Annotated in this window: 23 protein-coding genes; 5 read left to right on the top strand and 18 right to left on the bottom strand. The window is 68.3% G+C overall.

What is annotated here, in order from left to right; translation table 11 throughout:
- Nucleotides 1-3 precede the first annotated feature (3 nt).
- The gene (locus ACZZZD_RS14000) at nt 4-309 is read left to right on the top strand and encodes a GNAT family N-acetyltransferase (RefSeq protein WP_159849706.1); all 306 of its coding nucleotides are present in this window, start codon (nt 4-6) and stop codon (nt 307-309) included.
- Here the strand turns inward: ACZZZD_RS14000 and ACZZZD_RS13995 are convergent.
- Nucleotides 306-440, bottom strand: coding sequence for a hypothetical protein (locus tag ACZZZD_RS13995; protein ID WP_463435766.1), 135 nt, complete (start codon nt 438-440; stop codon nt 306-308). The two genes, ACZZZD_RS14000 and ACZZZD_RS13995, sit on opposite strands and share 4 nt — an antisense overlap.
- Nucleotides 441-465: 25 nt before the next feature.
- Nucleotides 466-2,037 carry a DUF5605 domain-containing protein gene (locus tag ACZZZD_RS13990; protein ID WP_463435765.1) on the bottom strand — a complete coding sequence of 524 codons (1,572 nt, stop codon included), beginning with the start codon at nt 2,035-2,037 and terminating at the stop codon, nt 466-468.
- 309 nt (nt 2,038-2,346) lie between these two features.
- Here ACZZZD_RS13990 and rpoH point away from each other — a divergent pair, with 309 nt between their 5' ends.
- Nucleotides 2,347-3,234 (top strand): RNA polymerase sigma factor RpoH, encoded by an 888-nt coding sequence (rpoH, locus tag ACZZZD_RS13985; protein WP_463435764.1) that lies wholly within the window; start codon nt 2,347-2,349, stop codon nt 3,232-3,234.
- 48 nt (nt 3,235-3,282) lie between these two features.
- Here rpoH and ACZZZD_RS13980 read toward each other — a convergent pair whose 3' ends face one another.
- From ACZZZD_RS13980 to ACZZZD_RS13945, 8 genes are all read right to left on the bottom strand, one after another.
- On the bottom strand, nt 3,283-4,095 hold the full coding sequence (locus ACZZZD_RS13980; RefSeq protein ID WP_463435763.1) for a response regulator: 813 nt from the start codon (nt 4,093-4,095) through the stop codon (nt 3,283-3,285).
- A 74-nt stretch (nt 4,096-4,169) separates the two neighbouring features.
- The gene (locus ACZZZD_RS13975) at nt 4,170-5,465 is read right to left on the bottom strand and encodes an adenylosuccinate synthase (protein ID WP_463435762.1); all 1,296 of its coding nucleotides are present in this window, start codon (nt 5,463-5,465) and stop codon (nt 4,170-4,172) included.
- Between the two features lie 225 nt (nt 5,466-5,690).
- Nucleotides 5,691-6,866 (bottom strand): phosphoserine transaminase, encoded by a 1,176-nt coding sequence (locus ACZZZD_RS13970; RefSeq protein WP_463435761.1) that lies wholly within the window; start codon nt 6,864-6,866, stop codon nt 5,691-5,693.
- A 46-nt stretch (nt 6,867-6,912) separates the two neighbouring features.
- Nucleotides 6,913-7,839 carry a DnaJ C-terminal domain-containing protein gene (locus ACZZZD_RS13965; RefSeq protein WP_463435760.1) on the bottom strand — a complete coding sequence of 309 codons (927 nt, stop codon included), beginning with the start codon at nt 7,837-7,839 and terminating at the stop codon, nt 6,913-6,915.
- A gap of 87 nt (nt 7,840-7,926) precedes the next feature.
- A complete protein-coding gene (locus ACZZZD_RS13960; protein WP_463435759.1) occupies nt 7,927-11,613 on the bottom strand; it encodes a baseplate multidomain protein megatron in 3,687 nt (1,228 codons plus the stop codon).
- A 168-nt stretch (nt 11,614-11,781) separates the two neighbouring features.
- Nucleotides 11,782-12,213, bottom strand: coding sequence for an NlpC/P60 family protein (locus ACZZZD_RS13955; RefSeq protein WP_463436140.1), 432 nt, complete (start codon nt 12,211-12,213; stop codon nt 11,782-11,784).
- 161 nt (nt 12,214-12,374) lie between these two features.
- Entirely contained in the window at nt 12,375-13,022 is a 648-nt protein-coding gene (locus ACZZZD_RS13950) for a baseplate hub domain-containing protein (protein WP_463435758.1), read from the bottom strand.
- A 3-nt stretch (nt 13,023-13,025) separates the two neighbouring features.
- Nucleotides 13,026-13,637, bottom strand: coding sequence for a phage distal tail protein, Rcc01695 family (locus ACZZZD_RS13945; protein WP_463435757.1), 612 nt, complete (start codon nt 13,635-13,637; stop codon nt 13,026-13,028).
- Between the two features lie 130 nt (nt 13,638-13,767).
- Here ACZZZD_RS13945 and ACZZZD_RS13940 point away from each other — a divergent pair, with 130 nt between their 5' ends.
- Nucleotides 13,768-14,400 carry a DUF805 domain-containing protein gene (locus tag ACZZZD_RS13940; RefSeq protein WP_463435756.1) on the top strand — a complete coding sequence of 211 codons (633 nt, stop codon included), beginning with the start codon at nt 13,768-13,770 and terminating at the stop codon, nt 14,398-14,400.
- Between the two features lie 112 nt (nt 14,401-14,512).
- Nucleotides 14,513-15,223 carry a DUF805 domain-containing protein gene (locus ACZZZD_RS13935; RefSeq protein ID WP_463435755.1) on the top strand — a complete coding sequence of 237 codons (711 nt, stop codon included), beginning with the start codon at nt 14,513-14,515 and terminating at the stop codon, nt 15,221-15,223.
- A gap of 85 nt (nt 15,224-15,308) precedes the next feature.
- Here ACZZZD_RS13935 and ACZZZD_RS13930 read toward each other — a convergent pair whose 3' ends face one another.
- From ACZZZD_RS13930 to ACZZZD_RS13895, 8 genes are all read right to left on the bottom strand, one after another.
- Nucleotides 15,309-15,830: a phage tail tape measure protein gene (locus tag ACZZZD_RS13930; protein ID WP_463435754.1), complete on the bottom strand. Its 522-nt coding sequence runs from the start codon at nt 15,828-15,830 to the stop codon at nt 15,309-15,311.
- Nucleotides 15,820-15,996, bottom strand: coding sequence for a phage tail assembly chaperone (locus ACZZZD_RS13925; protein WP_463435753.1), 177 nt, complete (start codon nt 15,994-15,996; stop codon nt 15,820-15,822). Before ACZZZD_RS13925 ends, ACZZZD_RS13930 begins: the two co-directional genes overlap by 11 nt.
- Nucleotides 15,993-16,271, bottom strand: a complete 279-nt coding sequence (locus tag ACZZZD_RS13920) for a GTA-gp10 family protein (RefSeq protein ID WP_463435752.1) — start codon at nt 16,269-16,271, stop codon at nt 15,993-15,995. The genes ACZZZD_RS13925 and ACZZZD_RS13920 overlap by 4 nt, the downstream gene beginning before the upstream one ends.
- A gap of 154 nt (nt 16,272-16,425) precedes the next feature.
- Nucleotides 16,426-16,836, bottom strand: a complete 411-nt coding sequence (locus ACZZZD_RS13915) for a phage major tail protein, TP901-1 family (protein WP_463435751.1) — start codon at nt 16,834-16,836, stop codon at nt 16,426-16,428.
- 113 nt (nt 16,837-16,949) lie between these two features.
- The gene (locus ACZZZD_RS13910) at nt 16,950-17,360 is read right to left on the bottom strand and encodes a DUF3168 domain-containing protein (RefSeq protein WP_463435750.1); all 411 of its coding nucleotides are present in this window, start codon (nt 17,358-17,360) and stop codon (nt 16,950-16,952) included.
- Complete coding sequence (locus tag ACZZZD_RS13905) at nt 17,357-17,647, bottom strand: phage head-tail adapter protein (RefSeq protein WP_463435749.1); 291 nt, start codon at nt 17,645-17,647, stop codon at nt 17,357-17,359. Before ACZZZD_RS13905 ends, ACZZZD_RS13910 begins: the two co-directional genes overlap by 4 nt.
- A gap of 2 nt (nt 17,648-17,649) precedes the next feature.
- Complete coding sequence (locus ACZZZD_RS13900; protein WP_463435748.1) at nt 17,650-17,913, bottom strand: head-tail connector protein; 264 nt, start codon at nt 17,911-17,913, stop codon at nt 17,650-17,652.
- A 221-nt stretch (nt 17,914-18,134) separates the two neighbouring features.
- On the bottom strand, nt 18,135-19,385 hold the full coding sequence (locus ACZZZD_RS13895; protein WP_463435747.1) for a phage major capsid protein: 1,251 nt from the start codon (nt 19,383-19,385) through the stop codon (nt 18,135-18,137).
- 45 nt (nt 19,386-19,430) lie between these two features.
- On the opposite strand from ACZZZD_RS13895, the gene ACZZZD_RS13890 reads away from it, so the two are divergent.
- The gene (locus tag ACZZZD_RS13890) at nt 19,431-20,069 is read left to right on the top strand and encodes a hypothetical protein (RefSeq protein WP_463435746.1); all 639 of its coding nucleotides are present in this window, start codon (nt 19,431-19,433) and stop codon (nt 20,067-20,069) included.
- Nucleotides 20,070-20,074: the final 5 nt, after the last annotated feature.

Below are 20,074 nucleotides of genomic sequence, written 5' to 3'. Positions count from 1 at the left end.
GCCATGCTCGATCCCGAAATCCACGACAACGCCGAGCTGAAACGCTACGAACTGCCCGTCGACGGCGAGGTGGCGATCGTCACCTACAACCTGTCGCCGCCCAATCTGATGATCACCGAAACCCTGGTCCCGGAACGGCTCGAGGGCCAGGGGATCGCCAGCCGCCTGGCCAAACATGTGCTGGCCGACGCCAAGGCTCGGGACCTGCTGATCCTGCCGGTCTGCCCCTTCTTCTCGGCCTATCTTCAGAAACACCCAGAGCACGCCGAGGCGGTTCACCCGACCTATCGCGGCATCCTGGGGATCTAGGATCCGGCGCCGAACACCCCGGTCATGGCCATGACGAACAGGCCCACGATCGCAATGGCCGAAACGCCGGCGGCGACCGCCCCCACGGCCAGGACAACGATCAGACCCCGTTCGCGAGCGCTCTTTTTCATGGCGGCCATCTAACCGGTTCGGACTTCAAAGGTCCACGCGCGTCAACCGCACCGCCATCCATTGCCGCCCCGGCAAGGTCAGGGTCGGACGCGCCGGATCGCGGAAGAAGTATTTGGTGTCGTCGCGCTTTTGCATCGTGAACTCGCCCGGCACGGCCTCGACGGTCATGTTCCAGGTGTCGATCACATCGACCTTGAACCGCTCGCCGCCGACGATCTCGTCGCGCGGCAGATCGACCGCCCATTGCGTCGGCGCCGCGTCCCCGAAATAGCGCAGGTAGTACTGCCCTGGCACACCGCCCAGATGCTGCTCCCACCATTTGTCGATCGGCTCGATCCCCGGCTTGGGTCCTGCCTCCATGATCGTCTTCAGGAAGGCCATCCGCGGCGCGCTCTCGCCGCGCAGTTCGCCGCCCTCGCCCAGCCAGAACTCGCTCCCATCGACCGGGAAACATTCCGAATGGCCGACATAGGTCCCCGCGATCAGCCCGTGCCAGAAGGCCCGCACCATCTGCGGCCCGGTTAGGTTCCCCCACCGCTCATCCAGCGACCCCTCGTAGCAGACCTCGTCGAAGATCACGGCCTTCTGCCAGACACTGCGATAGGTCTCGGCCCGCGCATCGTCCAGCACGGCCGAACCGTTCTGGATGCTGGAGTGCGTCACCCAGGGCTTGCCGTTGTCGTACAGCCTGCGCCAGTTATGGATCGACCGCAGCCTTCCGTATGGGTCGCTAGCCTGCACCAGTTGGAACAGCCGGTCCCAGTCCTCATCCGTCTTGGTCTTGAGGATGTCGAACTCGTTGGCCATCGACCACCAGACGTTCCGATAGGCCGCCAGCCGCGCCACGACATAGCGGACGTAGCGGTCGTCAGCCTCGGCCGGCATCTCGTCGAACCCATACTTGCCGTCGTAAGGGTGAAACAGGATCACGTCCGCCTGAATCCCCAGGGCGCCCAGCGCCGCGACGCAGGCCTCCAGCCGCCGGAAATAGGCCGGATCGAACCCCGTCAGGTCCCAGTCCTTATCCCCCGCCCCGGTCTTCTCGAATGGGAAAAGAGCCTCATTGGTCTTCACTGAGGCGTTGGGGAAGACCAGCATCCGCATCTTGTTGAACGGCGCGGTCTTCAGCGTCTCAAGCGTCTGCCGCCGCTTCGCCTCCGGCTGGTGCGTCCAGCCGTAAGCGGTCGTGCCGATCTGGCGGAACGACGTCCCGTCGGCGTGAGCGAAATGATAGGTCTCCACCAGCCCGACCGGCCCGTGATTGGCCGGCGACGGCCCCACCGCCTCGAACCGACCCGACCGACCGTTCAGCGCCGGAACAGCGCTTTCGCTGATCCAGCGCCACGCCCCCATCTCGGGCGGCGAGAACCGGATGCGCCAAATGCCGTCCCCGTCGAAAAAGCCAGGCGCCCGCACCGTGGTGCGACCGTCGGTGAATATCCCGACCACATCGACCGCGAAGGGATTGCCAGGGACCGTCGCCTCCAGTGCGACCTCAAACAGCCCCCAGCGCTCCACCCGTTCGGGCGTCGCCGCCTGCACCGTCCCCGCCACTCCCAGGGCCGCCGCCGTCGCCAGCGCGCCTCTGCGTGTCATTTCCCGTCCCATTCGCTCCTCCCCAGGAGTCATTTGTTACCGGTGTCATACATGGCGCAAAGCAACGGCGGCAAGCGCGTCAGCCTGCCGCGTCGGTACATCTTGAATAGCAACTGACAAAGTTCTATATAGGACGTCGAACGGCGCGAGTGGCGCCAGGGCCACGGTCACGCTTTCGTGTGACGATCCGCCTCTAAAAATGGTGGCAACCCATCGCTACTTCACCGGTTGAGGGGTGAGACGTCGGCGCACGCACCGTGGCCGATGACGAAGAGCCCGCTCGTTCAAGACGGTCGGAGGGACCTTTATATGGCTGCCAATAGTACGCTCGCGGTGATGTCGCCTGAACAAGGCCTGTCGCGTTATCTGACGGAAATCCGCAAGTTTCCGATGCTGACCAAGGACGAGGAGTTCATGCTGGCGAAGCGCTGGTCCGAGCACCAGGACGCCGAGAGCGCCCACCGTCTCGTGACCTCGCACCTTCGTCTGGTGGCCAAGATCGCCATGGGGTATCGCGGCTACGGCCTGCCGATCGGCGAAGTGATCTCCGAGGGCAATGTCGGCCTGATGCAGGCCGTCAAAAAGTTCGACCCGGACAAGGGTTTCCGTCTGGCGACCTACGCCATGTGGTGGATCCGCGCCTCGATCCAGGAATACATCCTGCGCAGCTGGTCGCTCGTGAAGATGGGCACCACCGCCGCGCAGAAGAAGCTGTTCTTCAACCTGCGCAAGGCCAAGAGCCAGATCTCGGCCTTCGAGGAAGGCGACCTGCATCCCGAACACCTCTCCGCCATCGCCACGAAGCTGGGCGTCAGCGAGGAAGAGGTGACCAACATGAACCGTCGCCTCGGCGGCGACGCCTCGCTGAACGCGCCCCTGCGCGCCGACGGTGAAAGCGAGTGGCAGGACTGGCTGGCCGACGATACGGCCGTGTCCCAGGAAACCCAACTCGCCGAAGACGAGGAAAAGGGCATCCGTATGAGCCTCCTTCAAGAGGCCATGGAAGAACTGACCGACCGCGAGAAGCACATCCTCACGGAACGCCGCCTCAAGGACGACCCCGTCACCCTGGAAGAACTCGCCGGCCAGTACGGCGTGTCGCGCGAACGCGTGCGTCAGATCGAGGTCCGCGCCTTCGAGAAGCTGCAAAAGGCCATGCGCGCCGCCGCCGAAGAGCGGAACCTGGTCGACGCCTGATCGAGAATAACCTGTCGCGCTTTATCGGCGCGACAGGCCTCTATCGCCTCAAGACGCCCGCGCCATCGGGGCTGTTGCCTCTGCGGCCTTGGCCGTCGCGACCACGGCGCCGATCGGCTGGGCCAGCCCGACCTTGGTCACCTGACCGCCAGCCAGATAGGCCTGCAGCGTCGCCACGACCATCGCCAGCTTGGCATCGGCCGTCTTGATCGCCAGCCCGTTCAGCGTTTCCGCCTGCTGTCGAATGGCGCGGGTCGCTTGCGACGGATCCTGATCGAACTGCGCCATGGCCGAAATCAGGATGCGGATCGCCTGATCCTTCACCTCGGCCGGCCCACCGCCTGCCGAACCGTCGCTGCGTCGCTTGCGAGCACCGGAAAATTCGCCCGAGTTGAACCGCCGCCGATCCGGCCCGACATAGCCGACCGCCTCGATCCAGGGCCGGGGCTTCAACGCCACGTTCTCGACCCGCTTGAACAGGTCGCCGGTCGTGAACGGCTTTCTCAGGAACTCGTGAATGCCGGAATCACGCGCGCCCTTGATGGCGGCGGCGGTCGCCTCGCCCGTCACCATGATGATCGGCGACATACGGCACGCCATGCTGGACCGGCGTATCCGCCGCGCCAGCGTCTCGCCATTCAACGTCTCGCCAGACCGCTCGGTGAAGATCATGCCCGGCTCGACGTCACGCAACAGCTCCAGCGCCCGCTCCTCGTCGGTCTCGGCATAGACCTCGCGCGCGCCCATCCCCTTCATGATGTCCGTCAGCAGTCGTGCGGCCGACAGATTGGGATCGACGATGACCACCCGCCTTATGGCAGGTTCGATGCGGCTCAGGGTTCTGGTGTTTGCGGCGAACACGTCCGTCTCCCGGTTGGAGCCGTTATCCTTACCGCGCGCTGGTTAAAGCCTGTTGAATCAATGAAACCGCCGTCTCAGCCCTGGAACGGATCTCTCATCAAAATCGTATCGTCACGTTCCGGGCTGGTGGACAGCAGGGCCACCGGCGCGCCGATCAGCTCCTCGATCCTGCGCACGTATTTGATCGCATTGGCGTTGATGTCCTTGAAGCTGCGGACGCCGACAGTGCTTTCGCTCCAGCCTTCCAGTTCCTCGAACACCGGCTCGGCCGCCGCCTGGGCCTCCAGACTGGACGGCAGATAGTCCAGCACCTCGCCATCGACCTTGTAGCCGACGCAGATTTTCAGCGTCTTCAACCCGTCCAGCACGTCCAGCTTGGTCAGGGCGATGCCGTCGATGCCGTTGATCGCCACCGACTGGCGCACCAGCACGGCGTCGAACCAGCCACAGCGACGCGCCCGCCCCGTATTCACCCCGACCTCCCGGCCCACCGTCGCCAGATGTTCTCCGACCTCGTCGTCCAGCTCGCAGGCGAATGGGCCTTCGCCGACGCGCGTCGTATAGGCCTTCACGATCCCCAGCACATAGCCGACGCCGCGCGGACCGATGCCCGATCCCGCCGCCGCCTGACCCGCCACGGTGTTGGAACTGGTCACATAGGGATAGGTGCCGTGGTCCACGTCCAGGAAGGCGCCCTGCGCCCCCTCGAACAGAACCCGCTTGCCGTCCTTCTGCGCCTGATCCAGCACCCGCCACGCCGGCTTCACATAGGGCAGGATCTTGGGCGCGATCTCCAGCAACTGGGCCAACAGCGCATCCGGGTCGATCGGCTCCAGCCCCAGTCCCGCGCGCAGCGGATCGTGATGCGAGCGCAGGCGGTCGATCTTGACCTTCAGGTCGTCTTCATTGGCCAGGTCGCAGACGCGGATGGCCCGACGCCCCACCTTGTCCTCATAGGCCGGGCCGATGCCCCGCCCGGTCGTGCCGATCTTGGCGCCCGGCGCGCTCGCCGCCGCCTCGCGCGCCACGTCCAGCGCGGGGTGGATCGGCAGGATCAGACAGGCATTATCGGCGATCGTCAGGATGTCGGGGCTGATGGCCACGCCCTGGGCGACGATCTTCTCGATCTCGCCGACCAGATGCCAGGGATCGACGACCACGCCGTTGCCGATGATCGACGGCTTGCCCTGCACCACGCCGCTGGGCAGCAGCGCCAGCTTGTAGACCTTGCCGTCAACGACCAGCGTATGGCCCGCGTTGTGACCGCCCTGGAACCGCACGACCATGTCGGCGCGGTTGGACAGCCAGTCCACGATCTTGCCCTTGCCCTCGTCGCCCCACTGGGCGCCGACCACCGCTACGTTCGCCAAAGCACTTCTCCGCATTGAATGCGGGCGCAGCCTATAGCGGGGGAATCATCCGATGTCTCCGTAAGATCCTCCCCCGTTCTTCCCGGGGGAGGGGGACCACGAAGTGGTGGAGGGGGCGAACACAGACTCTGCCCCATGGCTAGGGCGCACGAAATCAATCGGAAAAGCCGGGCGCGCTATCCGCCCCCTCCACCATGCTGCGCATGGTCCCCCTCCCCCGTTACGCTACGCTTCTCGGGTGAGGACCAATTCCGAGACCGCCGTTTCGAACGCCCATTCCAGCCAAGGCGTCGCTGCAACCACATCCGCCGTCTCGACCGTGCAACCGCACCACAGGCGTAGTCCGGGCGGGGCGTTGCGGTGCGGTTCCATGTCGAACACCGCCGCCTCGCCTTCCAGCAGGGCCTTGAACCGCACGACGAAGGCTTTCTGCGCCTTGGCGTCCAGCGCGGCGATCCGCGCATCGGTGAACTTCAGACAGACCGAAGTCGTCGACCGGATTTCCGGCCGATCCGGCAGGAAGTCGATCCAGTCCGTACGCTTCACCCATTGCGCCAACGCGGCATAGTTGGCGTCCGTCCGCCGGATCAATTCCGACAGTCCGCCGATCCCCTTCGCCCAGTCCAGGGCGTCGATCCAGTCCTCGATGGTCAGGATCGAGAAGGTGTTGATCGCCACCCCGTCCGCCAGCGCCCGGTCGAACCGACCCTTTCCGTCCGTCAGGCGAAGCAGCTTGGGGATCGCCCGATCCGGCTGATACCCATCCAGCCGCTCGATCGCACGCGGCGACAGCACCATCACGCCGATGCCCGCCTCCCCGCCCAGCGCCTTCTGGAAGCTGAAGGTCACGACATCCAGCTTGTCGAACGGCAACGGCATGGCGAAGGTGGCCGAGGTCGCGTCGCAGATGGCCAGCCCCTCGCGGTCGTCGGCGATCCAGTCGGCGTCCGGCACGCGCACGCCCGAGGTGGTGCCGTTCCACGGAAACACCACGTCCCTGGACCAGTCCGCCTGGCTCAGATCCGGCAGTTCGCCCCACGGCGCCGTCAGCGCCTCGGGCTCCAGCCCCAGATGATCCTTCACGTCCGCCAGCCACGTCAGGCCGAAGTTCTCGAACGCGACCACCTGCACCGGCCGCTGCCCCAGCATGCCCCACAGCGCCGCCTCGACCGCCCCCGTGTCCGACCCCGGCGTATAGAGCATCACATGGCTCTCGGGGACTTCCAGCACTTCGCGCGTCAGCCGCAGGCCATGCGCAAACCGCTCCACCACCTCCGGCGCGCGTATGCCCCGTCCCAGCAGGTCGTGCGGCAGGCCCGCCAGGCTATAGCCCGGCCGTTTCGCCGTCGGCCCCGCCGAGAACCACGGCCGCGCCGGCTTCATATCAGGCTTCACGCTCATGCTCTTTCCCCTTGGCGCTACCGCGCTTCGCGCGGCTTGAGCGCGCTCAACGTCCCGGCGTATAGGGCCGCTTGGCCCGCCATTCCTCGGCGAACCGGGTCAGGGCCTCGTCCGGCTCGTCCGGCAGCGTCACCACCAGCCGCGCCAGCAGATCGCCCCGCTTTCCCGCCGCGAACGCCCCGCGCGCCTTCAGCCGCAGGATCTTGCCCGAATTCGAACCCGCCGGGATCGTCATCTGCACCACGCCCTCCGGCGTCGGCACCCGCACCTTGGCCCCCAGCACCGCGTCGGGAACCGACACCGGCAGGTCCATCGTCAGGTCCGCGCCGTCGCGCTTGTAGATCGGATGCGTCTCGATCTTCAGTTCGATCAGGGCGTCGCCGTTCTCGGCCCCGCGCCCCGGCGACCCCTGTCCACGCAGGCGGATGGTCTGGCCTTCCGCCGCCCCCTTGGGAATGGTGACGTCCAGCGTGCGCCCGTCCGAGAACTGAATCCGCCGCGTCGCCCCCGCGATGGCGTCCTCCAGGCTGATGTCCAGCGTCGCCTTCACGTCCTGGCCGCGCGCGGTGAAGTCCCGCGCGCCGCGCTGACGTCCGCCACCGCCGAACATGCCGAACAGGTCGTCCAGATCGACGCCGTCGAAACTGGCCCGGCCGCCCGGCCCGCCGCCGAAGCCGCCGCCCGCACCACCCTGGCCGAACGGACTGCCGCCCGCGCGACCGCCCCCGCCGAAGCCGCGATATTGGTCGTTTCCGTCGTTGTCGATCTGGCCGGCGTCGTATTTGGCCCGCTTCTCGGCGTCGCCCAGGATGTCGAAGGCCGCCGTCACCCGCTTGAACTTGTCCTCGGTGATCTTGTCACCCTGGTTCTTGTCGGGGTGCAGCTCCTTGGCGAGCTTGCGATACGCCTTCTTGACCTCGTCCGCGCTCGCGCCCTTCGAAACGCCCAGTTCCTTGTAGGGGTCGCCTGCCACGTCCGTTGTCGCTCCAACTGAAAAACCGAGAGGCGTCAGTTAAGCCATGCCCCGCCCCCCGCAAAGGGCCGGACCCGCCCTATTTGCTCAGATCAGCCCGATTTCCGCCTCCACACCCCAACCGAAGCCCTCGCCCCACTGCGCCACGACGATCCGGGCGCCCGCCTTCACGCCCTCGGGGAAGTCCACGGCCAGGTCCGCCGCATCATAAGATGCCGACAACCCCTCCAACTCCATCGTCCGAACCAAGACGCCGCCGTTAAGCACCCTCAGGCGGAACCGCATCGGATCGACCGCCGCCGGTTCGCCATCCCAGCCGTCGCCGAACAGCCGCACACGCGGCGTCCACCGGATCGTCAGCCCCGCCCCCTCCGCAGCGACCGCCAATCCCGCAGGCGACCACGGCCGGTCATACACGCCCCTCGACACGAACGCGGTCTCGGTGAACCCCGCCCCGCCTGGCGCCGCCCCGGCCGGACCCGCGCGACAGACCAGCGGCAGGCCACGCTCCCCCCGCCCGATCTCCGCCCGCGCCAGCCGGTCGTCCAGGAACACCACGACCGATCCCGCCCCGGCGCCGGTCCGCATCTCGACCTCGGTCCCCTGCTGCCCGCGCAACAGACCCGTCAGCCGCCATGTCCCCGGCCCGACCAGCACCGACGATCGATATTGCAGAACCTCCCAGCCCGCCGCTGTCTCGACCGCCAGCGCATTGCCGCCGCCCAGCACCGCCGCCGCGACCGCGCTCTCGGGCGCCGCCCCCTCGACCCGCACCACCAGCGCATTGGCCTCGTCCCAGCGATGCCGCACGCTCGGCGCCAAGGCCTCGACCAGCAGCCCGACCGTCGCCGACGTCTCCACATCCGCCCGCGCCGTCAGCATCTCGGCCGACGCCCCCGCATGCAGCCGCATCGTCCGCCAGGGTTCTGCCGCAACCGCCACGACCGGCCGCCCATCCTCCTCGCGCCCCATCAAGGGCGGCAGGTCCATCACCCTGACGAAGGGCGCCCCGATCACCGCCGGCGCCTCGCCCCCGCGCCAGACCCCGTCATCCTCGGCGATCCGCCGCATGAGCAAGGGCTCCAGCACCGCCGACGGCGTCTCATCCGCCGTCGTCCGCATCACGCGCCAGTCGCCAGTTGCACCGTTCAGCCGCACCCTGTCACCCGGCTCCAGCCGCAAGGCCTCCAACGGCCCCAGCGCCAAGGTCTTCGCCTCCACGCTTTCGCCGTCCAGCGCCCTTTCCGCAGCCGCCCTTGCCAGCCCGCCGCCGCACACCAGGGGCAGGTCCATATCCACCCCGCCGCCGGTCGCCGCTGCATCCTCCGACCGGACGACCACCGCCCCAGTCTGATAGTCCGCCGTCTCGTCGATGAACCGAACTCGCGCCTCGCCCGCCCGCGCCTCCAAAATCCGTGTCGCATCCTCCGCCGCCCCGTTTTCAGGCAAGGCCAACGCCTCTCCCGCGATCTCCACCACCGTCTCCACCCGCCCCAACACGGCGACCTTCCCGTCCCGCTCGGCCGCCACCGCGTCGAACGCCGCCAGCAGCGGCTCCAGCGCATCGCGCGTCCGCATCGGCCGGTCGATGACATAACCGGCCGCCGCCCCCTCCACGCCCTCGACCGCCATCTCCGCCGGCGACAGCCCACCCCACGCCAGCACCGCCTCGATCAGATCGCGCCCGTCACCCGCCAACCGCCCGTTCAGCCAGTGCCCGGCACGCCAAGCGCCTGCGTCGGCCCAGACATCGCCCCGCGACGGAAACGCCGGATACGGCCGCGCGTCCCAGCACCAGGCGTCCGCCGCCGCCAGCATCCGCCCGCCATAGATCGCCGAAACCGGATTGTTCTCAGGGTCCGCATAATGGCCCAGCACCGCCTCCAGCGCCGCCCGCTGCACCGCATCGTCGCGCGCCCCGGTCGATCCCGGCGGCAGATGGCTCTCAGTGCTCTTCGCATCCTGGAACAGGTTCGGCGCATTGCCGCCCCGATCCACCGCCGCACAGCCGAACTCCGACAGCCGCACCGGCTTCATCCCCGGAACCCAGGCCGTCGGCGTCGCGCGCCTCACCCCGCCCGGCCGGTCATGGTGCCGGTTCGACCACCATCCCTTCAGGTCCTTGGGCCGAAATACCCAGTCCTCGCCATACGCCCCATCGACGATGGGCGTGCGAACCTGCGCCGCCCGATCCGCCTCGTTCGCATAGAACCAGTCGAACCCGTCCTCGCCCGCGACACCCGCCGCCAGATAGGCCGTGCCCGCCGCCCCGCCGAACGCCGCCGCATCCACCCCGCCGTCGCCCGCACGCCAGTCGCTCAGCGGCGGATACCAGTCGATCGACACATGATCGATGTTGTCATCGGCCCACAGCGGATCGAGATGGAACACCACCTCCCCGCCCGCCTGCCGCCCGAAATACTCGCTCCAGTCCGCCGCATAGGACAGGGCGACATCCGGCCCCACGACCGCCCGACATTCCGCCGCCAGCGCTCGCAACTGCGCCACCGCCGGAAAGCCCCCGACCGCATCCCGCGTCCAGGTCACGCCCCGCATCTCCGACCCGATCAGCAGACCGTCCGCCCCCTCCTCGGCCGCGATCCGGGCGTAGTGCAGCGCCATCCGCCTCAGGCCCCAATCGCCCGCCCCGCCGAACAGGGCCGCGATCTCCGCCGTCGCCCCCGCTCCAGCGACGCCCGCCACACGCCCCCGCCACGGATAGCCGGGGCAGTCCATGAAGACGAACGGATACAGCGTAACCTCCACCCCTCGCGCCTTCAGCTCGCGGATCGCCTGACGCACGCTCTCGTCCGACGGCGTCCCGCCATAGGCCGGCGCCCCGTCCACCCGACTGACCTCATAGGCTTCGCCGCGTTCAACGCCCGCCACCGACCAGTCCATCGGCTCGGTCGGCTTGTCTCGCCGCTCCACCCCCGGCCGCACCCGGCATTCCCCCGCCCTCAAGTCGCTGCCGAACCACCCGACCACCAGACTGACCCGCTTCAGGTTCGGCAGTTGCGCCTGCAACTGATCCAGTGATGCGATCAGGTCCGCCCGGCCCTCGCCGTTATGAACATTCTCAGGCCGCGTCCGCGTCAGCCCCTCCCGTCGCACCACCGCCTCCGTCGCCAGAGCGAACTCCCCGGCGCCGGGGATCAGACACACCCCTTCCAGCAGGTCCTCCAGCCGCGCCGTCTGCCCCCTGGGCCGCCGGAACACCTCGAAACTCAGCTGCGGAACCCGGTCCCCGAACGGCCCCAGCGGCATATCCTCGAACACCACATATGCCGTGCCGCGATAGACCGGAGCATCCCGTTCGACCGCCTCGATCAGCGTATCCGGCATCTGCCCCTCGCCTCCGCGATGCACCCGCATCACGACGCCCGTCATGTCCATCAGCCGCCCGTCGGCCCAGACCCGCCCGACCCCGTCGATCTCGCCTTCACACAGCGCCACCGCGAAACTCAGCGAATAGACATAGTCGACCGTCTTCGGCCCGCCCTTGCCCGCCCGTCCCTTGGACTTGCCCTCCAGGAACCGTGCCGCCCAGATCACCTGACCCGTCACCCGCGCCCGCCCGAAGACGCAGGCCATCGGCGACCCTTCCGCCGTCCCCTGCACCTTCAGCGTCTCCAGCCGCGGCCCCACCTGCCGCGCCGGCCCCAGCGACCCCACCACGCGATTGTCGATCGCCCGCCCGATCGTCGAGCCGATCACCCTCCCAATCGGCCCGCCGACCTGCTGGCCGACCGCGCTCAGTACGACTTGCGCCATCTACGCCTCCTCAAAATCGTCTCCCTCCCCCGCGGGGGAGGGGGCCGCGCAGCGGCCGGGTGGGGGCGGCCCGGCACGGCCGCGCGGACCGCGCGTGTATCGCCCTGCCCGCCCCACCCGGTCTCGCCTACGGCTCGCCCTGCCCTCCCCGGTCGGGGAGGGAGATGTTCAATCCGGAAACCGGAACACCGCGACCAGCCGTCGCCGCCACCACACGCCCATCCAGCTCTCGACCACCGCCCGTCCCCAATAGGCGTGGATCATCCTCGGCTCCGGCCCCTCGACGTCGCTCAGGATGGCGCAATGCTTCACCGCCGCTCCCGGCGACATGCGAAACAGCACCACGTCCCCCGCCCGCATCTCATCGACCGCGACCGGCCTCAGCCACCGCCCCGCCGCCTCCAGCAGCGTCTCGCGACCGCCCGTCTCGGCCCAGTCCGCCGAATAGGCCGGCAAGACCTCCGGCTCCTCGCCCGCCACCTCGCGCCACACCCCTCGCACCAGCCCCAGACAATCCGCGCCCACGCCCCTTACGCTGGCCTGATGCCGATAGGGCGTGCCGAGCCAAGACCGGGCCGATGCAACGACAAGCGCACCAATCTCTCCCTCCCCCAGCGGGGGAGGGGGGTCGAGCCGGAGGCGAGACTGGGTGGGCAGGGCCAGGCGACCCGCGCCCGCTTCCCCTGCCGTCCCCACCCCGTCATCGCTGCGCGCTGACGACCCTCCCCCGCAGGGGGAGGGAGAAATCACCGCCCCGCCCCTCACCGCCGGCTCCCGCCGTCGTTCCGCGCGGTCCCCGCCGGATACGCCGTCAGGAAGTCGTCCCCCGGCACATCCGGAAACCCGCGAAAGTTCGCCCCATTCGCAAACGTCCCGACGCAGGTCGCCCACCGCTTGTCGCAGACCCGCCCCACAGTCTCGGCGACACCGCACCTCTGGTCCCCCAGCCGCGCGTCGCACATCCGCCCATAGGTCCGCCCGACCACCCGCTCCAGCTTCGCCAGCGGCCCTTCCAGTTCGGCCACAAACCCACCGCCTTCACGCCGGATCTTCGCCAGGGTCCCCGCCCATAGCCGCACCCTCAGATCCGGCTGTGCCCAGTCCACCCGCCACAACTCGACCGTCGCCGCATCGAACAATCCCGCCGCCACATCCGCTTCGCTGATCGCCTCATCATCCAGCGCCCCCGCCGCCGAGACCGACCCCGCCGCCAGCCCCACGGCGCTCTCGCCCGCCCCCGCCGTCCAGCCGCTCTCGGCGCGACAGACTGCGCCGTCCACGACCAGGTCCCGGTCGTGATCGGTGAACCCCATCACCGCCCCGTCGGCCCGCTCCAGCCGCCAGACATGACACAGCGTCGCCGCCCCGCTCTCGATGCGGGCAGCCATTTCTTCCGGTATGTTCCGCATGGTTCAGACCCGAACCTCGATCAGCGGCACCGCCGCCATCCGCCCGGCCTCGAAACTCTCCAGCGTCGTCTCGATCCGGTCCGAGTCGAACCGCACCGGCGTGTCGAACGCGAAGCCCGCCGTCACCACGACGCCCGCCCCCGGCGCGCTCTCCAGCGTCACCGCCCCCGTCGCCGCATCCACCGCGAACTCCGCCGCCTCGACGCCCCCGATGGCCACCCGCACCGATCCCTCGACCGGTTTGGCGATCGGCCGCTCCACGTCTCCATATCGCTTCATCAGACCGAACACCGTCCGCGCCCCGTCGCCGACGCCCAGCACCTGATCCTCGGCCGAGACCGTCCCGCCCGGCGCGCACGACTTGAAGTCGGCGAAGTCCTTGAACCGGAAGCCGTACAGCCGGCCCCGCCGCGCCTCGAAGAAGGCGACCAGCTCTGCCATGTCGTCTAGCGACCTCAGGTTCGCCCCGATCAGATACCGCCTGCGCCCCAGCGCCCAAGGCGTCGAACGCCGCTCGAACCCCGACGCCAGCGTCGTGATCTCCGTCCGACGCTCCACCCCGCCTGTGGAGCCGAACGCCAGCCGCGCGGGCAGGCGCACCTCGTGAAAAGCCATTGCTGTCTCCATTGTGGTCGCCCCCGTCTTCAGCCAAGGTTCGACGACGGCGCACCGGCCCCGTCCCCGGACAGAGACATGAGAAGCGATGTTCTGAGCTTGGATCCCACGACGGCGGCGCGAGCCCCCCATGCGCGGTGAAATTCTCCAGCACGATCCCGAAACCGGAGCCGGCCTGGTCAGCGGCGACGACCTCACGCGCTACGACTTTTCATCCCGGTCGCAAGATTTGGCGGTTGGGCGCCGCGTCGATTTCGTCGTCGCATCCGACGGCGCAGCGACCGACCTGATCGTTCTTCAGGACGCCCGCCCCCAGCCCGTCGTCATCGCGCCCGAGCCGGACCTGGGCCTGTGGGGCTATTTCCGGCGTTGCGTGACGACGAAATACGTCGACGGAAACGGGCGCGCCCGGCGCAAGGAATACTGGTCCTTCGCCCTGTTCCACACCCTCATCCTGTTCCTGCTCTTCACGCCCATCCTCGTTCTCGTGATCATCGATGCGGAGACGGGACGAGACATGCAGGCATTCGGCATGAGCGGCATCGCGCTGGTGGGCCTCGTCATGGCGGGGCTGATCCTCCCAGGCGTCACTGTTCTGATCCGCCGCTTTCACGATGTCGGCCTCAGCGGCTGGCTCGTCCTGATCGGCCTCATCCCCTACGTCGGTGGACTGTTCTTCTTCGTCGTTAGTCTTCTACCGTCTCAGCCGGCCGTGAATATCTACGGCGCACCACCCAAGGGCACGGGCCAAATCGCAATTTGAGAGAAATTCTCAGGAACCGTTCGCCAAGCTTGACCTTTCAGTCTTGCCCGGCGCACGTCGTCCGGCGAAGTTCGCAAACTGCCGCTCGGCGGCGACAACCCAGGAGACCTCCGTGCGCGGTGAAATTCTCAGCTACGACGCCACCATCGGCGCCGGCCTGATCAGCGGCGACGACGGCGCCCGTTACGACTTCACCTCGGCCGCGCTTCAGTCGCCGGCGGTGCCCGCCGCCGGCGTCCGCGTCGACTTCGTGCCCGAAGGCGGCGTCGCCACCCAAATCCTGATCCTCGCAGGCGCTGCGACCACCACCGGCGTCGCTGGCGGCTACGCCGCCTCGGCCGCCACTGGCGCGCCCGGCTCGGGCTTCGACTTCCAGTCCGCCATGCTGTCGTTCAACGGCCGCCTGCGCCGCTCGCATTTCTGGATCGGTTTCCTGATCGTCTTCGGCGCCAGCCTGGTGCTGGGCTGGATTCCCTTCCTCGGCGGGCTGATCTCCTTGGCGCTGATCTGGCCTAACCTGGCCATTTCGGTGAAACGCCTGCACGACATGGGGAAGAGCGGCTGGCTGGTCGCCATTCCATGGGTGGTCTCGACGATCCTGGTCATCGTCGGCTTCGTGATGATGTTCGCCGGAATCGCCGCCAGCGGCATGGATGAGAGCTATTACGAGGACAACCCGATGGCTGCCCTGTCCATCATGGGACCGGCGGTCGGCGCCTTCATCATCGCCTCGCTCGTCAACTTGGCCTTCCTTTTGTGGATCGGCATCACGGACAGCCAGAAGGGCGAGAACCGCTTCGGCCCGAATCCCAAGGGCGAATAAAAACGAGTGGCGAGTGACGAGTGGTCAGTGGCGAGACCCGCCGCATCCGCATCGTCGCTCGCCACTAACCACTCGCCACTCCTAACTACATCCTGCGCGCGCCCAGACTGACCGCCCGCGCCAGCATCTGGGCGATCTGCGCCTCGGATCGCAACAGGGCCGGAGCCCCCCCGTCCACCGCCACATTGACGGTGACCCCGCCGCCGGAAGCCGGCCCGATCTCGCCGCCCGTCGCGGGTCGAAACACCTCCGGCCCGCGCTCTCCGACCAGATAGGCCCCGCCGCCCAGCACCGGCCCGCCGTCCGCCCGCGCCCCGCCGAAACTGGACATCGCCGCCTGGATCGCGCCGCTCAATCCACCTTGTGACCCCGCCGCCGCATTGACGGCGTTCAGCACCGCCCGCGCCAGTTCGGCCAACGACACCTCCCCGTCCGCCGCCGCCCGCGCCAGCGACCGCGTCAGGCTTTCGCCCGCGCGCCCGAACGCCTCTTCGATGGCGTTGGCCGCATCCTGCGCCGGCGCCTTCAGCGCCTCCAGCGCCGTTCCGGCCTCCGCTGCCCTCAGCGCCACCTGATCGATACCGTCCCGCCCGAACTCATCCGCCATCCGGCCAACCCTCCATCAATCGCGCCAGCCCTTCGCGCCCCAAAGGCGCCAATCCGCGCGGGATTTCCGTCAACATCCGCCACTCCTTCAGCGACAGCCGCCAGAACGCCTCCGGCGCCACGCCCATCGCCGCCACCAGCCTCAGCATCTCGCCCCAGGGCGTCACCTCGCGGCCGCCGCAAACGCCTGCGCCACCGCGACCGCCGCCTCGCGCGGATCGACGCCGGCCACATCCGCCGCCTCCCCGCCCCCGCGCAACACCGCCGCCAGCACCACCATCAGATCCCTCGCCGACAGAGCCTTCATCCGCTCCGCCACCGCCGCCAGCCCATCGACGCCCAGCCCCGTCTCGATCTCCGCCAGCGCCCCCAGCGTCAGACATGCCCGGCGCCGCTCGCCGCCCAGCATCACCGCCGCCTCGCCCCGCGCGCCGTTCGTCATCAAATCCTCCCCCGTCGGGGGAGGGGGACCGCGGAGCGGTGGAGGGGGCCGGACGCCCCATCGCCGCCGAATGTCTGGCGCCGAATCCGCATCAGCCCCCTCCACCATGCTCTGCATGGTCCCCCTCCCCCGATGGGGGAGGATTTCATCCCGTTCATATCGCGCTGAATCCGATGGCCCCCGCGCTGGCCAGGCTCAGCGCAAAGGTCGCCTCCCCTTCGTGCTCGCCGGCGTATTCCAGCGCCGCCACCAGGAACGGCCCCTCCAGCACGCCGAAGTCCGGCACGATCAGCCGCCAGGTCTTGGCCGCCTGATCGAAGAAGGCCTCGCGCACCAGCGCATCCGACGCCGCATCACGAAAGATGCCCTGCCCCGACACCGTCGCCGACTTCACGCCCGCCCCCGCCAACAGCTCGCGCCACCGCCCGGCGCTGTCGCCGTCCGTCGCATCCACCGTCTTCGCGTTCAGCGAAATCGTCCGCGCCCTCAACCCCGCCACAGTCGTGAACACGCCCGGCGCGCCCTCGATCTTCAGCAGCATGTCCTTGCCCGCCTGTGCGGTCATTCTGTCCTCGCTTTGCTCATGAGTGGCGTGTGGCGAGTGACGAGTGGCGAGGAAGATCGTCGCAACGGGTCACCCGATGCGTCCGCCTCCTGGACCCAGCTCGCCACTCGCCACTAACCACTCGCCACTTCCTCAGTCACCGCCCTCAACCGCACCACCGCATAGGTCCGCCGCCCGTCGCCCGCCCGAAACACATCCGCAGACGTCGCCCTCAGCGTCGCCGTCCGCACGCCATCGGTCTCCAGCACCACGCCGTGCAGACACGCCCGCACCGCCGCCGCCACAGCCTTGGCCTCCTCCGACCCCGCGAACCGCGACACAGCCGTCAGGGTCAGTCTTTGCTCGACCCCGCCCCCGTCCGCCGCCACCGGCCGGCTCTCGCACCGCCCGATCACCAGATGCGGAAACTCGGCCCCCTCGGGCGCCTGATCGAAAACCCGCCCGCCCAACAGCGCCTGCACCGCCGGATCGCCCATCAGGGCCGCCAGCACCGCCTTCTGCAACGCGCTCTCGTGATCCCTCATCGCTCCCGCTCCAGATCCAGCTTCGCCCGACCCGGCCGCGCATCCTCGATCCCCAAGATCCGCCAGTCCGCCCCGCCGAACCGCAGCACCCGCCCGACCGACAGCCGGGGATCCTCCCGCGCCTCCGCCCCCATCGTCTCGACCGCCCGCCTCTGATCGCCCTCGCCGCGTTCGGTCCGCCTGCGCGCCCCGCACTTCAGCCAGGCCGACCCCACCGCCTCGAACGTCACGCTGCGCCCGCCGTAAGCCGTCCCGGCCTCCACCGGCTGGAACAGCCCCGCCAGCATTCTCACAACCGCACCACGCGATACGGCGAGATCCAGCCCTCGACCGGCTCGACCTCGACCGGCTCCCCGCGCTCATAGGCCCGCAGCACCAGCATCAGGATCGCCAGCCGCAACGGCGCCGGTGAGGTCGATGTCAGGCCCAGCCCCACATCCCCCTCGACCTTCGCCTGGGCCGCCTCGATCAAGGTCTGGATCAGCCCGTCCTCAGCCTCATGCTCGACCCTCAGAAACAGCTTCGCCTCCGCCACCGTCACCGGCTGCGCCATCCAGACCTCCATTGTCAGAAATCGCGTCTCCTCCCCATGCAATGGGGAGGGGGACCACGAAGTGGTGGAGGGGCTCTTTCCGCCGCACAGCTCGCGCGTTCAGAGCCCCTCCGTCACGGCGCAAAGAAGCGCCGCGCCACCTCCCCGCCGCTACGCGACAGGGAGGAGGCGATCAGCCCCGATCAGCTCGCGCTGAACTTCGTCACCTTGCCCCTCCGCGACTACGTCGCGGAGAACTTCATGACTTTCACAGCATCGAAGTTCTGCACCCCGCCGCCAACCCGCTTGGTCGTGTAGAACAGCAAATAGGGCTTGGCCGAATAGGGATCGCGCAGCACCCGCACCCCCGCCCGATCCACGATCAGATAGCCCCGCTGAAAGTCCCCGAACGCGATCGACAGACTGTTCGCCGCCACGTCCGGCATGGTCTCGATCTCGGTCACCGGATAGCCCAGCAGCGACGCCGTCTCGCCCAGCCGCGTCGCCGGCTGCCAGATATAGTTGCCGTCGGCGTCCTTGAACTTGCGCACGGCGGACACCGTCTTCCTGTTCATCACGAAGCGCCCGTTCGGCCGGTACTGAGCCTTGGGCGCATAGACCAGGTCGATCAGCCGATCCGCCGGACTGGTCGCCGCGAAACCGCCCGCAGCTCCCGACGCCACATAGCCGATCTGACCCCAGGCCTGGCCCGCGTCCGCCACGGTCGGATAGGTCAGGAAGCCCTTGGGCTTGTTCACCCCGTCGCCGTTGACGAAGGCGGCCGTCTCCTGCGCCGCGAAGGCGTCCTCGACCTCGGCCGCCAGCCATTCGTCCAAATCGACCATGGCGTCGTCCAGCAGGGCCTGGGTCGCCGCCGGATTGGCGTAGAGATCGGCCGACGGGAACTCGAGCAGGGCCAGGGTCGCCGGATCCGTCTCCGGTCGCGCCGCCGTCTCCGCCACCCAGCCGCAGGCCACGCCCGCCGTCGACACAGGCTTACGGAACACGCCGGCCGCCACCGTGCGCACCGTGGCGATCTCGCGCATCGGAGACGCCGCCATCAGCCGACGCTCGATGGCCCGCTCGGTCTCGTACGGCACGACATAGCCGCCCGAGGTCGCGCCGCCCGACAAGCCCGCCTTGACCTCCAGACCGCCCGCCAACTGAGGAGAGTGACCCGTCTTCAGATAGCCGTCCCACGCCGCCTTCGCCTCGGGCGCCCCCGAGACTGAGTTGCCCGGCTCGGCGGGCTCGCCCCCAATCACCGGACGCCGGCTCTGGCTCATCACCCGATCCAGTCGCGCCTGCGCCGCCGCCACCGCCTGATCGATGCGCGCCACCTTCTCCTCCAGCAGCACATCGGCCGCCGCCTTCTTCTCGATCTCGTCCAGCCGGACGTCGTTCGCCCCTTTGAACGCCTCGAACGCCGCCATCATCTCATGCACGACAGCGCGCGCCTCCGGCGAGCCGGAAGCCTGTTTGGTCTCTTTCATGATATCTCCGGTTGAAGAACCGCCTGTTGCGGTTAGGGTCGAGGCGTGACCGACACGACCTCAAAACTGATGGACGGCCTGCAGCGCTCCTGGCTGCTCAAGCTCGTCTGGGGATGGGCGCCGCTGGCGCCACTCGTCGTCATCGCCTTGGCCAAGCACTATTCAGGCCCGAGATCGGGTTGGCTTTCCGTGCTCCCGTTTCTGCTCTCTTGCGCAGGCCTAGCCGCCTATTGGGCTATTGGGCGGATCGACCGTCAGCAGAGACGCGCCCGCACTCGTGGCTTGTCTCCGCTCCAACGCGTGCAAATGTCCGACGAAACGAATGTGGTTTCACTAACCGAGACCCTTAGGATCACCGACAATCCGCCGATTGAGACCCTGCCCCGCCCGGTTCAAACGGCGGTCTCCATCTGGGGCGCTCCACTGCCTAAGTTCTTCTCGACCGGCCTTGCCGTGATGGACCTAGTCCTGATCATCCTGCTGATGACCATGATCATCATGGACGATCCGATGGGCGAGCTATCACGCCGTGCCGGAGGCCCACTTCTATCTTACTGGCCGGTCTTCACCGCGCTCGCCTTGACGCTCGTTTTGCTCCGTACGCGCGGACGACTCACCCGGATGCACCGCCAATACGTCGCTGAGGCCGAGACATCCGGCCGCCGTCCCTTCCCCGCTCTATGATGGCC

It is taken from the genome of Brevundimonas sp. AC546 (assembly GCF_979258305.1).
This window is presented reverse-complemented; position numbering and strand designations above follow the sequence as displayed.